The 12664-nt window shown below is 68.8% G+C and carries 11 protein-coding genes; 5 read left to right on the plus strand and 6 right to left on the minus strand.

What is annotated here, in order from left to right; genetic code table 11:
* Positions 1-228 precede the first annotated feature (228 nt).
* Both CA234_RS17530 and CA234_RS17535 read left to right on the plus strand, forming a co-directional pair.
* Positions 229-2847: a sensor histidine kinase KdpD gene (locus CA234_RS17530; protein WP_126002360.1), complete on the plus strand. Its 2619-nt coding sequence runs from the start codon at positions 229-231 to the stop codon at positions 2845-2847.
* 118 nt (positions 2848-2965) lie between these two features.
* Entirely contained in the window at positions 2966-3631 is a 666-nt protein-coding gene (locus tag CA234_RS17535) for a Crp/Fnr family transcriptional regulator (RefSeq protein WP_164521858.1), read from the plus strand.
* Here the strand turns inward: CA234_RS17535 and CA234_RS17540 are convergent.
* The 3 genes from CA234_RS17540 to CA234_RS17550 are packed head-to-tail and all read right to left on the minus strand — an operon-like array spanning position 3621 to position 7508.
* A complete protein-coding gene (locus CA234_RS17540; RefSeq protein ID WP_164521859.1) occupies positions 3621-5207 on the minus strand; it encodes a TRAFs-binding domain-containing protein in 1587 nt (528 codons plus the stop codon). The genes CA234_RS17535 and CA234_RS17540 overlap by 11 nt on opposite strands.
* Before the next feature lie 43 nt (positions 5208-5250).
* Positions 5251-5871 carry a nucleotide synthetase gene (locus CA234_RS17545; RefSeq protein ID WP_126002362.1) on the minus strand — a complete coding sequence of 207 codons (621 nt, stop codon included), beginning with the start codon at positions 5869-5871 and terminating at the stop codon, positions 5251-5253.
* On the minus strand, positions 5868-7508 hold the full coding sequence (locus CA234_RS17550; RefSeq protein WP_164521860.1) for a toll/interleukin-1 receptor domain-containing protein: 1641 nt from the start codon (positions 7506-7508) through the stop codon (positions 5868-5870). The genes CA234_RS17545 and CA234_RS17550 overlap by 4 nt, the downstream gene beginning before the upstream one ends.
* 69 nt (positions 7509-7577) lie before the next feature.
* Between CA234_RS17550 and CA234_RS17555 the strand changes: the two genes are divergently transcribed.
* The gene (locus tag CA234_RS17555) at positions 7578-8984 is read left to right on the plus strand and encodes a M20/M25/M40 family metallo-hydrolase (RefSeq protein WP_125975471.1); all 1407 of its coding nucleotides are present in this window, start codon (positions 7578-7580) and stop codon (positions 8982-8984) included.
* 41 nt (positions 8985-9025) lie between these two features.
* Positions 9026-9688: a ligase-associated DNA damage response endonuclease PdeM gene (gene pdeM, locus CA234_RS17560; protein WP_125975469.1), complete on the plus strand. Its 663-nt coding sequence runs from the start codon at positions 9026-9028 to the stop codon at positions 9686-9688.
* A gap of 58 nt (positions 9689-9746) precedes the next feature.
* Here pdeM and CA234_RS17565 read toward each other — a convergent pair whose 3' ends face one another.
* Positions 9747-10640, minus strand: coding sequence for an NAD(P)/FAD-dependent oxidoreductase (locus CA234_RS17565; RefSeq protein ID WP_126002364.1), 894 nt, complete (start codon positions 10638-10640; stop codon positions 9747-9749).
* Positions 10641-10744: 104 nt separating this feature from the next.
* Here CA234_RS17565 and CA234_RS17570 point away from each other — a divergent pair, with 104 nt between their 5' ends.
* Positions 10745-11197 (plus strand): Rrf2 family transcriptional regulator, encoded by a 453-nt coding sequence (locus tag CA234_RS17570; protein WP_125975588.1) that lies wholly within the window; start codon positions 10745-10747, stop codon positions 11195-11197.
* Positions 11198-11213: 16 nt separating this feature from the next.
* Here the strand turns inward: CA234_RS17570 and CA234_RS17575 are convergent, their stop codons facing one another.
* Both CA234_RS17575 and CA234_RS17580 read right to left on the minus strand, forming a co-directional pair.
* Positions 11214-11939, minus strand: coding sequence for a head GIN domain-containing protein (locus tag CA234_RS17575; protein WP_126002365.1), 726 nt, complete (start codon positions 11937-11939; stop codon positions 11214-11216).
* Between the two features lie 116 nt (positions 11940-12055).
* A complete protein-coding gene (locus CA234_RS17580; protein ID WP_066722729.1) occupies positions 12056-12589 on the minus strand; it encodes a CarD family transcriptional regulator in 534 nt (177 codons plus the stop codon).
* Positions 12590-12664: the final 75 nt, after the last annotated feature.

The raw sequence follows: 12664 nt of genomic DNA on the forward strand, positions 1-12664 counted from the left end.
GACGAAGGTCAGCGTCAGCAGGAAAAGCCCGCCGAGCGCGGCGAGCCAGAGAATGTCGGACATGGGGTTGGCCCTTGCTTGTTGCCGCCGGGTGGCGGCCTTGGGCGCGATCTAGGTCTGGTGGCCGTTAAGGTTCGACGGCAAATGCCGGGGCCGGGCATTAAGATTCCATATAGTCGGCCGCTAGCCCGTGGCGCCGGCGCACGCCGCACACTACCAAGGGCGACGATGAACGACCGCCCCAATCCCGATGCGCTGCTGCGCGAAGCCCGGCGCGAGGCGCGCGGGCGGCTGAAGATCTTCCTCGGCGCGGCCCCGGGCGTCGGCAAGACCTTCGAGATGCTGCGCGAGGGCGCCGAGCGGCTGCGCGCCGGCAAGGACGTCGTGATCGGCGTGGTCGAGACCCATGGCCGCGCCGAGACCGAGGCGCTGGTCGCGCCGTTCGAGGTGCTGCCGCGCAAGGCGGTGGAACATCAGAGCCACCGGCTCGAGGAGATGGATCTCGACGCGATCCTCGCCCGCCGCCCTGCGTTGGTGCTGGTCGACGAGCTCGCCCACACCAACGCCCCCGGCTGTCGCCATCCCAAGCGCTGGCAGGACGTGGAGGAGCTGCGCGACGCCGGCATCTACGTCTATACCACGCTCAACGTCCAGCATGTCGAGAGCCTCAACGACGTGGTGGCGAGCGTGACCCGGGTGCGGGTCCGCGAGACCGTGCCCGACGCGATCTTCGACGATGCCGAGATCGAGCTGGTCGACCTGCCGCCCGACGAGCTGATCGACCGGCTGAAGGAAGGCAAGGTCTATGTGCCCGCCGAGGCCAGCCGCGCACTGGCGCACTTTTTCTCCAAAGCCAATCTTTCGGCGCTCCGCGAAATGGCGCTGCGCCGCGCCGCGCTCAGCGTTGACCGGGCGATGCTCGACCATCTCGATGCGCTGGCCATGCCCGGCACCTTCGCGGCCGGCGAGCGCGTGCTGGTGGCGGTCAGCGAATTGCCCGGCGGCGACGGGCTGGTCCGCGCGGGCAAACGGCTTTCCGACGCGTTGAAAGCCCCTTGGCAGGTGGTGTTCATCGAGACGCCGCGCGCCGAACGCTTCCGCCCCGAGCAGCGCCACCGCGTCGCCGAGGCGCTGCAACTGGCGAGCAGCCTCGGCGCCACCGTCGCCATCGTGCCCGCCGCCACCGTGATCGACGGGCTGCGCACCCATCTCGCCGGCATGCGCGCGACGCAACTGGTGATCGGCCGCTCGCGCCGCAGCTGGTGGTTCGAGCTGCGCCATGGATCGGTGGTCGAATCGATGCTGCGCGCCAGCCAGGGCGTGGCGGTCCACGTCCTGCCCTCGACCGAGGAGCGGGTGCGTGAGCGGCGCCCCGCCGCCCTGCCCGCGCTCGGCCGCTGGCAGGAGCATCTGCTCGGCGCGCTTGCCGTCGCGCTGACGGTAATCCTCGGCCGGTTGACGCTGCCGCTGATCGGCGCGGGCGGCACCGACCTGCTGTTCCTGCTGCCGGTGATCCTGATCGCCTTCCGCTCGGGCTTCGGACCGGGCGTGTCGACCGCAATGATCGGCGGGCTCGCCTACAACTTCTTCTTCCTGCCGCCGCTCTACACCTTCACCATCGGCGAGCCGCAGAGCGTGCTCACCTTCTTCGTGCTGACCGGCATCGCAATGTTCACCGCCAACCTCACCGGAAGGCTGCGGACGCGGGCGACGCTCGGCACGCGCAGCGCGCAGGAGAATGCCGCCATTGCCGCCTTCGGCCAGGCACTCGCCCGCGCCTCGGACACCGAATCCACCAGCCGCGTCGTCTGCGAGGAGATCGCCCGGCTGCTCGACGTTTCGGTGCTGCTGCTGATCCGACGCGACGGCGCGCTGACGCGGATCGCCAGCTGCCCGGAGGACGCGCCGCCGATGGGTGCGGTCGACCAAGCCGCCGCCGAATGGGCGTGGAGCAGCGGCGAGGCGGGCGGGGTCGGCACCGGCACGCTGATCGCTGCCGACTGGCAGTTTCACCCCCTGCGCACCAGTCTGGGCGTGCTCGCGGTGATCGGCCTAGCCGCGCCCGATGGCCGCGAGCCGATCACCCCCGATCGCGCGCTGCTGCTCTCCACCCTGCTCGGCCAGGCGGCGCTGGCGCATGAGCGGCTACGGCTGGAGCAGGACGTCCGCGAAGTCTCGGTGCTGCGCGAGCGCGACCGGTTGCGCGCGGCCTTGCTCTCCTCGATCGGCCATGATCTGCGCACGCCGCTCACCTCGGTGGCAGCCGCAGTGGATGCGCTCGCCCATGCCCATCCCGACGAGCCGGCGACCGCCATCGCCCGCGCCGAAGTCGCCCGGCTGCGGCGCTTCCTCGACAACCTCATCGACATGGTGCGGATCGACGCCGGCGCTGTGGCGCTCAGCCTCGAGCCGATCGACCTCACCGACGCCGCGGCCGCCGCCGTCCACGACCTGCGCGACGTGCTGGCCGGACGCGAACTGGTGCTGCGCGTGCCGCCCGATCTGCCGCTGGTCCGCGCCGACCCGCGGCTGCTCCACCACATCCTGCTCAACCTGCTCTCCAACGCCGCGGTGCATGGCGGCGAGGGCCCGATCGAGATCCTCGGCGAGCGCCGCCCCGATGCGGTGCGGCTGGCGGTGCGCGACCATGGCCCGGGCCTCCCCCCCGGCGAGGAAGCGACGATCTTCGAAACCTTCGCGCGCGGCACCGGCAGCGACCGGGCGGGCGGCAGCGGGCTGGGGCTCGCCATCGCCAAGGGTTTTGCCGGGGCGATGTCCGCGCCGATCCGGGCGATGGATGCCGAGGGCGGCGGCGCGCTGTTCGCGATCGATCTCCAGCCGGTCTGAACCGACGCGCGAATATAGGATAAAACATCCAAATCCGACTCCGTCCCTCCGGATCGGACTTGCCATGCCGCGCTGCAGCCAACATGGTGGCGACGCAGTTTTACATCGAACGCAGGGCGTGGGGGCAAGCGAGATCGACCTGGCGACGCGGTTCGCCCAACTCTTCGCGTGCAGCGAAGCGGTCGCGGCCGAGCTGGCCGGGGCAGCGATGCTCCGTCGCTGCCCCCAAGGTGCCACCGTCGTGCATCAGGGCGAGCGGCTGGGCCGCGTGCTGGTGCTGCTCGAAGGCCATGTCCGCGCCGCGATGGTGACGCTGGACGGCCGCGTGCTCCAGATCGCCGAGCATCACCCCGGCGACATCTTCGGCGGCGTCGATCCCGGCCGCGAACAGGCGAGCGACTGCACCGCCACCATGGCCAGCCAGATCGCGAGCTTCGCCACCGCCGACTTCTACGCGCTGGCCGAGCGTCATGCCTGTGTCGGCCTCGTCCTCGCGAAGACGATGGTGCGCCAGTTCGGCGCGCTCAGCCAATTGGTCTCGGCGCGGCTGACGCTTTCCGCCAACGGCCGCGTCCATGCCGAGCTGCTGCGCCTTGCCCGCGCGCAGGACGGTCGCTGGATCCGCCCGCTGCCGGTGCTGTCCGACCTGGCGCTGCGCGTCCAGACCGCACGCGAGACCGTCTCCCGCGCCGTCTCCGCGCTCGAGCGCCGCGGCATCGTCCAGCGGCACGAGGACGGGCTGGAGATCGTCGCGCCCGCCCGCCTCGAAGCGCTTATCGTCTGAACCGCGGCTTGAGCGCGTAGACGGTCGTCGGCGCCTGGCCGACCAGCGCCATTTCGCCGACCAGTTCGGCGCGCCCCGCATCGGCCTCGCACGCGGCGAGGCTGGCGGCGAAGGCCTCGCTGGCGAAGGTGGCCCCCGCCGTAGTCACCCCCAGCATCCGTTCGGCGAGGTCGAAGGCGCCGCCCAGCAGCACCGGTGCGCCGGTCACCGGATCGTCGATCGAGGTGGCGAGGCCGATATGCAGCGCCTGGCGGAACGGCCCGCTCGCGCCCAGCGTCGCCGACAGCCGCACCGCCGCGGCATAGGCCTGGCTGGTACCGTCGAAGGCGATCAGCAGCCGCCGCGAGGTCCAGCGGATGGCGAGCGTCGGGGTGTGGCACAGCGCCTGGCGCAGCGCCGGCAGGCGCCCGGCCACGTCGCGGTCGAGCGCGGCGAAATCCTCGCCCTCGCCGCCGAGCAGGTCGACCGCGAGCACCGAGATCACCTGCGGCGCGGTGCGATCGGCGCCTTGCGGCCCCGAGGGCGCGTGCAGCGGCAGCAGATGCTGGCGCCGCCCCGCCTTGCGCCACAGCCCGCCGGCATGCGCGCTCTGGCCGACCTCGTCGACCGAGGCGGGGCCGAGCAGCAGCTGCACCGCTTCGGACTGGAGCAGCCCGGCATGCATCGCCGCGCGCCCCATCGCGACGAGATCGGCAAGCCGGATCGACGGCGCGAACGCTGCCGGGCTCGCCTCGCCCATTTCCTGCACGCTCGCCGCCTCGCCCAGCGCCGCCTCGAAGCGGGCGACCCAGCTTTCGCCGTGCGGCCGCACCGATCGATCGACAAAGGCCGCGACATTGCCGGGGAGCACGACATGGAGTTCGGCATCGCGCGCGATCAGCCGCTCGGCGATCAGCAGGTCCGCGCCGGCCGCCAGCGCGCCATAGCCGAAGCCCACCCGCTCCTCGACCAGCAGCGCGTCGATCGCGTCGGAAAGCGTGGTGACGTCCTCGGGCAGGCGCATATGGCCGGCGAAGTGCAGGCTGCGGGGCGGGCGATAGGAATCGAGCCACGCGGCCGATGCCCCCTGCTCGGCCAGTATCACGCCGAACTGGCGCAAGGTGGAGGCATGGTCTTCCCACGCCCGCGGCGCCGCCGCGATCGCCCGGCCGAGCGCCTGCTCCGCCGCGTCGCGCTTGCCCGCAAGCAGCAATGCCTCGGCCTCGGTCGCGCCGAGCCAATAGGGCGTCTCGTCGGGAACACCCGCCTGCAGCAACTCCTGCACATCCGCGGCGAGCGCCCGGCTGCCCGCCGTATCGCCGGCGATCAGCGCGAGCGTCGCCGCGTTGATGAGCGGATAGGGGGCAGGTGCCAGCTGTGCCGCCGCGCCATAGGCCGCGGCCGCTTCGCGGGCATGCTGCCGCCGGGCGTCGCCGGCGAGCAGCAGCGCCTCGTCCTTCAGGAGCCTGCCCCGAAGGCTGAGCACGGCAGGATCGTCCGCGACGCGGTCATACCCCGCGTCGCGGAACATCCGCCAGGCAAGATCGAGCGCACCGGCACGCGCCTGGGCCGTTATCGCTAGCACACTCGACGTCATCCTACCCGGCATACTCCCCTAAAACGTTACAGTGAAACGCCGATCACTCGTCGCCATCGGGCTCCCGCGGCTTCGGCTCCTTCGGCGGTTCATGACCGCCCTGGTTCTCGACATCCGGATCAATCATCGTCGGCATGCGCATATCTCCTTGCAAAAAGTCCACGTACAAATTGAGTCCCTCGCAGGTCTTACAGTCCTTCGGATCGGTGACATACTCCACGAAGAACCCGACGGCGGAAATCCTGCCCTTGTCATCGAGCAACGGGAAGGCACGTCGATACTTGCCGTCCGGATATTCGTGCTTCGTGCTGACATACAGGCTGTTCGGCGTATATTCCCAGAAATCGCCAATCAGCTTGAAGATGACGCAGCAAGGCTCGCGGACGATGATATCGAGCGGCGTTGGCGGAGGAGTCGTCGGGCCGACGAGGACAGGCGTGATGTTCGGCGATGCAGCGACGAAGTCGCGGACAATCTTGGTAAAATCGTCCGCCGCGGTCACTTGCTTTCCGTTGCCAAACCGATCGACGTCCTCATACCCTTCGATATGAAACTTCAAATCACTCAGCGGATAACCACCCTTGCTGCTAGCAAATATCTGGTATCGCTTAACCAACTTTATGTACGATGGCGGCAGTATCGACAGCGGAAATTGACCGTTCATTTATTATTCCTTTCCATTTTGCGAAGTTCGTTCTGCATCTCCTTCAACCTAGCTGCGAGTTCTTGATTTTTGGTATCCAACTCCGTCATTCTACGGAGATCGACAACAGCCTTATGCATTACCCTTACCGCAGTTTCAGAGTTGCCGCGGTGGTGCTCCCGCTCAGCGAGGGCGCGTTCCGCCCAGATCAACAGACGTCGGTTGCGCGCATTCCGCTGGTCCCGCATCAATAGTCGGTCAAGCAATGCGACCTGTTGGCGCCTTAAATCTAAAACCGCATCAAAATTGCGCGCGTCAACTTGCGCGTCTGCAAGCCACCCTTGTCGGTTGGCAACGTCTCGCCACCGCTGCTCTGAATTGGGTTCGCGCCGTGCCAGCGCCTCGGCGGCGCGAAGCGCATCTCCGCAAAGCGCCACTGCGCGATCCACCATATGCTGCTTTAGCCTCAGCGAGCATAGATTACCTGTAGCGTATGAGACCTCTTCCGCGCTGCGCGGATCAGCCGGATTGAGCGCCATCAGCCGATGCGCCAGCGCGGCATAGGCCTCGAAATGCGGCTCGGTCGCCGCCAGTTCGCCTGCCTTGAAATGCTGCAGGCCGAGATAGAACTCGCTCTGCGCATGCGCGAACACGATGTCGTACTGGTTCGGCTCGCGCTCGATCAGCGCGTGGGTGATGCGGTTGGCCTGGAGGAAGGCGGTGCGAGCGCGGGCGGTTTCCTTGGCCTCCATCGCATCCTCGCCCATCGTCATGATCGCACGGGCGCGGCGGGCGAGGACGTCGGGGGGCAGCGTCGCCAGATCCTGCTCGCCATAATAGCGCAGCGCGCGCGCATTGGCTTCCCGAAGCACGTCGAGCCGGCCGACCTCTTTCAGCCGGCCCCGCAGATCGGTCAGCATGAATTCCACCAGCCCCTCCGCCTGGGCACGCCGAGCCTCCGCCTCCCCGCGGGCCCGCACGGCCAGGACCGTCAATCCGGCCATGGCTAGCAGCAAAAGAATCGCGAGCGCCGTGACGGCCGTCACGCGCCGCACGCGTGCCTGCGCGTCGCGCTGCACCAGCGCGTCGAGCGGCACCCCCACCGCGCCGGCGACCAGCTTGAGCAATGCCAGCCGCCTGCCGTCCTTGCCCTCGCGGAAATCGGCGGCGAGCGGCTCGGTCTCGGAGCCGTCGGCGGTGCGCCGCAGCGGCAGCGGCAGCGCCTCGGCCGGCTCGCCATGGAACAGTGCGGCGAGCACCGGGCGATCGGGATGGAGTTCGCGGAACAGCGCGATCTCGCGCGCCACCCATTGCGAGGCGGCGCCCGCAGGCGTGCAGACGACGATCAGGCAGGCGGAGTCGGCCAGCGCCGCGCGCACCTCGGCGCTGAGGTCGCTGGCGGCGGAGAGTTCGTCGAGGTCGCGGAAGATCCGCCCGAGCCGGCGCGGCACCGGGCCGAACGCCGCCGCGCGCCCGACCAGCTTGGCGGGGATGCGATAGCGCTCCAGCGCGCGGTGCAGCCAGCGCGCGCGGGCGCGATCGGCATGGTTGTAGCTGATGAACGCGCCGTACCCCGCGCTCGTCCCCGGTTCGCTTATCGTTGTCACGCGGTCCCTTCCCCGTCCCGCGACTATCTCAGAGCGCCAGGGGAGCGGCAACCCTTTCGAGACACCCCCGCCCCTCCGGCGGGGTTGCGGGCGGGCACGGCGCGGCATAGCTGGAGGCCCATGACCGACTCCGTTCTTGCGATCGCCGATGCGCAGCTCGATTCCAGCGTCGAGCGCCTCGCCGCGCTGATGCGCGTGCGCTCCATCTCCACCGATCCGGCCTATGCCGCCGACTGCCGCCGCGCCGCCGAGCAGCTCGCCGCCGAACTGGCGGAGCTCGGCTTCCAGGCGCGCGTCGCGGAGACGCCGGGGCACCCGATGGTGGTCGCGCACCATGACGGCGACGGGCCGCATGTGCTGTTCTACGGCCATTACGACGTCCAGCCGGTCGACCCGATCGAGCTGTGGACGCGCGACCCGTTCGATCCGTGGATCGACACCCGCGCGGACGGATCGAAGACGATCGTCGGCCGCGGCGCCTCGGACGACAAGGGCCAGCTGCGCACCTTCGTCGAGGCGTGCCGTGCCTGGAAGGAGGCCGAGGGCCGCCTGCCCTGCCGCGTCACCATCCTGTTCGAGGGCGAGGAAGAATCGGGCTCGACCAGCCTGGAGCCCTTCCTCCACGCCCATGCCGAGGAGCTGAAGGCCGATTTCGCGCTGATTTGCGACACGCTGATGTGGGACCGCGACACCCCCGGCATCACCATCGGCCTGCGCGGCATGGCCGCCGGCCAGGTGACGGTGCGCGGGCCCTCGCGCGACCTGCATTCGGGCCTCTATGGCGGCGCGGCGCGCAACCCGCTCCAGCTGCTCGCCGGCATCCTCGGCGAGATGAAGGACGCCGACGGCCGGGTGACGCTCGACGGCTTCTATGACGGCGTGCCCGATACCGACCCGACCGTGCTGGAGAGCTGGAACAAGCTCGGCTTCGACGCGGGCGAATTCCTCGGCGAGATCGGCCTGCGCGTGCCCGCCGGCGAGTCCGGCAAGACCGTGCTCGAACAGGTCTGGTCGCGCCCGACTGCCGAGATCAACGGCATGTGGGGCGGCTATACCGGCGAGGGCTTCAAGACGGTGATCCCGGCCGAAGCGCATGCCAAGGTGAGCTTCCGCCTGGTCGGCACCCAGGATCCGGACCAGGTGTGGGAGGCGTTCCAGGCCCATGTCCGCGCCCGCCTGCCCGAGGATTGCTCGGCCGAGTTCGTAACGCGCGGCCCCGGCAGCTTCGCGATCAGCCTGGCGAGCGACAGCGGCCCGCTGGCGGCCACGCAGGGTGCGCTCGATGCCGAATGGGGCAAATCCGCGCTGCTCGGCTGCGGCGGCTCGATCCCGGTGGTCAACTCGATCCGCTCGATCCTGGGGATGGACAGCGTGATGGTCGGCTTCGCGCTGCCCGATGACAATATCCACTCGCCCAACGAGAAGTACGAACTGAAGAGCTTCCACAAGGGCATCCGCTCCTGGGTGCGCATCCTGGGAGCGCTGGGCGAGACTGCCGCAGCCGAGCGCGCGACGGTAGCCGCCTGACAAGCATTGACGCCGGCGAACGGACGCGGGATAGCAGCACCATGGTTCCCCTTTCGTTCGCCGGCCATGACTTTCGCGCGCTGCCCGAGGGCGCGCTCTACTGGCCGGCGCGGCGGGCGCTGCTCGTCGCCGACCTGCATTTCGAAAAGGCGAGCTGGTTCGCCCTCGGCGGCCAGATGCTGCCGCCCTATGACACGCTGGCGACACTATCTGCACTGACCGCGCTGGTCGAGCGGGTGGCCCCGATCGAGCTCTGGTGCCTGGGCGACAGCTTCCATGACGTCGAAGGCTGCGAGCGGCTGCCCGCACAGGCCCGCGCGATGCTGACCGCGTTGACCGGCAGCCTCGCCTGGCACTGGATCACCGGCAACCATGATTCGGTGCTGGTCGATCATTGCGGCGGCGTGGTGCACGAGGAAGCCGAGGTGGACGGCCTGGTGCTGCGCCACGAAGCCGAAGTGGGCGAGCCGCGGCCGGAGCTGTCGGGCCACTTCCACCCCAAGCTCCGCCTGACCGTGCGCGGGCGCCATGTCGCGCGCCGCTGCTTCGTGGCGACCGGGACCAAGCTGATCCTGCCGGCCTTCGGCGCGCTCACCGGCGGGCTGGACGCGGGCCATCCGGAAATCGTGCGCGCCGTGGGTCCGGGCGCCGAGGCGCTGATCGCGACCGAGCGCAAGCTGCTGCGCTTCCCGCTGGCGGCATGACTCGGTCCCTGCCCTCCTCCTGGAAGGGCATGGCAGGAGTATCCCAGCCGCAGCGCCCTCAGGAGCGCATCAGCGATTGATGCGCGCCCACCCCGGCAAGCACCCCCGAGGCAGCGGCGAGGGTGGCATTGTGCATCGGGCTGGTCGCATCGCCCGCGGCATAAACTCCCTCCACGCTGGTGGCACCCCAGGCATCCACCGTCAGGAACGGACCGCTTGGCCCTTCTTCCATCGCGCAGCCGAGCTCCGAAGCGATCGCACTGGTCGGGTGCGTTCGAGGCGCCGTGAAGACCGCCTCCATCGGTAAGACCCGCCCGTCCTCGAGCTGCACGCCGGCGAGCGCGGGCGCGTCGCCCAGCAGCGCGACGACGGGGCTGCGCTCGATCGAAACCCCGCGCCGGGCGAGCAGCGCCGCCTGCTCCGCATCCGGTTCGTACATGCCCTGGGTGAAGAAGGTCGCCGGCCCCCAGTCCGGAATCAGCGCCGCCTGATGCGCGGACATGGGGTGGTTGGCGATGATGCCCAGGGGGCGATCGCGCACCTCATAGCCGTGGCAATAGGGGCAATGGAGAACGGTAGCGCCCCACCGCTCGGCCATGCCGGGAAGCTCCGGCAACGTATCCGTCACCCCGGTGGCCAGAACGAGACGCTTCGCGCGGCGATCGCTGCCGTTCGCCAGAGGCACCACGAAGCCGCCGGCAAGCTTCTCGGCACGCAGCGCCTCGGCCTGCACGATCTCGGCGGTGGGATAGGCGAGCAGCTGGCGCGCCGCTTCCTGCAGAATCGCGTGGGGAGCCCTGCCATCCTGGCACAGAAATCCGTGCGAGGCGTCGGCAAAGCGATTGCGAGGCGTGCCTGCGTCGATCAGCAGCACGTCTTGCCGCGCCCGTGCCAACTGCAACGCGGCCGCATGGCCTGCAAAGCTGCCCCCGATGACGATGACGTCGTACATTCTCTAAACCTCGAATCATGAAACATCGAGAGTTACGTTACTGGGCGATGGCAGGTTTGCAACTCGAAAAGTGTCGTGATACTTCCGGACGAGGAGGTCGCCGCTTGCAACTGGACGGAAGATTGTCGCGCATGCTCCACCTCCTGATCCACCTGGATCGGGCGGAAGGACCGATGACGTCGGAAGCCGCAGCAGCCATGCTCGGCACCAATGCGGTGGTGGTCCGCCGGACGCTCGCGGGGCTCCGCGAGGCCGGCATCGTGCGCTCGACCAAGGGGCATGCTGGCGGCTGGACGCTTTCCAGACCGCTCGACGATCTTCGCATGCTCGATGTCTATAAGGCGTTGGGCGAGCCCCGCATCTTCGCGATCGGGCTTGCGGACCCTGCCCCCCAGTGCCTGGTCGAGCAGGCGGTCAACGCCTCGATGTCGGAGGCGCTGCACCGCGCGGAACGGCTGTTGGTGGAGCAGCTCTCGACGATTACGCTTGGCGATATTGCCGCCGACTTCGATCGGCGCCTGCGCGGCCATTTGGAAGGCCGCGCCGAGCACGCCTAGGCGGGAACGCGCGTCCTTACGAGCACTTCACGTCTCCCGAACCCATCTTGCTCACCTCGCACTTGGCGCCGCCGCGCAGCTCGACATCACCCGAGCCGAGGATAGAGACCGACGCGTGGCCGGGCACGTTCGCGCGCACGCTGCCGGAGCCGGCGATCGAGATGTCGGCGCTGCCCGCGGTGAACTGCTGCCCCTGGAGGTCGCCGGAGCCCGCGACCGACACATCCATCTTGTCCGCACGCCCCGCGAGCGTGATGTTGCCCGAACCGGCGATCGACAGCGACGCCGATTGCGCCGCTACCGAGACGAGGCGCAGGTCGCCCGAGCCGGCCACCACGCCGTCAAACGCACCCTCGGCGCGATCGACCAGCATCGTGCCGGACCCCGCCACCGTGGCGTCGGTCAGTCGTGGCAGTACGACATGGATCTTGGCCCCGCCGCTCTTGTCCCAGAACATGCCGGCCTTGGTCTTGCGCCCGACGTTCAGCGTCTTGTCGTCGAGCCGGATGTCGAGCTGGTCGAGCACGGCCGGATCGCCCTCCGCCGTAACCGAAAAGGCGGCGCCGGTACGGACGTCGACATCGTCCGAGCTCTTGAGCGCCACACCGGTAAACCCCGTCGCGGCGAAGCTGCGGCTTGTGCCCGTGCCACTGGCCTCGATCTTGGTGCCCTTGTTGTCGCCCCAGCTGGAATGGCAGGCAGTGGCAAAGGGCAGCAGCGCTAGGGCGAGCAACGGACGCATGTGGAACCTCCCGGATCGTGTATTGCCCACACAATACACGATCCGGGCGTAACGAAAAGGGGGCGCGAGCCCGTGGCTCCGCCCCCTTTTGATCCGACCTTTCGGCTTCCGCGCCGTCAGGCGGGAACCTTGTCCTTGTTGTGGATCGCCGCGGCCTTGCGCAGGATGTCCAGGATCTTTTCCAGCGCCGCCGGCTCGTCGATCTCTTCCATCGCCGCCAGTTCGCGGGCGAGGCGGCTGGCCGCGCCCTCGAAGATCTGGCGCTCGGAATAGCTCTGCTCGGGCTGGTCGTCGGCACGGAACAGGTCGCGGACCACTTCGGCGATCGACACGAGGTCGCCCGAGTTGATCTTGGCTTCATATTCCTGGGCGCGACGCGACCACATGGTGCGCTTGACCTTGGGCTTGCCCTTCAGCGTGTCGAGCGCTTCGCGAAGCGTCTTGTCGCTGGAAAGCTTGCGCATGCCCACGCTCTCGGCCTTGTTGGTCGGCACGCGGAGCGTCATCTTCTCTTTTTCGAAACGCAGGACGTAAAGCTCGAGCTGCATGCCTGCAATTTCCTGCTTCTGCAGCTCGATCACACGGCCCACGCCGTGCTTGGGGTAAACGACATAATCGCCGACATCGAAGGACAGCGCCTTGGCAGCCATGTGCGAGGAACCTTTCGTGAATTACCGGCCCCGGTTGGAGTGTGGATCCCGCCCAAGCGCGCAAGGCGCGGCGGA

The organism is Sphingomonas sp. ABOLE (assembly GCF_003950455.1).
Lineage (GTDB): Bacteria > Pseudomonadota > Alphaproteobacteria > Sphingomonadales > Sphingomonadaceae > Sphingomonas > Sphingomonas trueperi.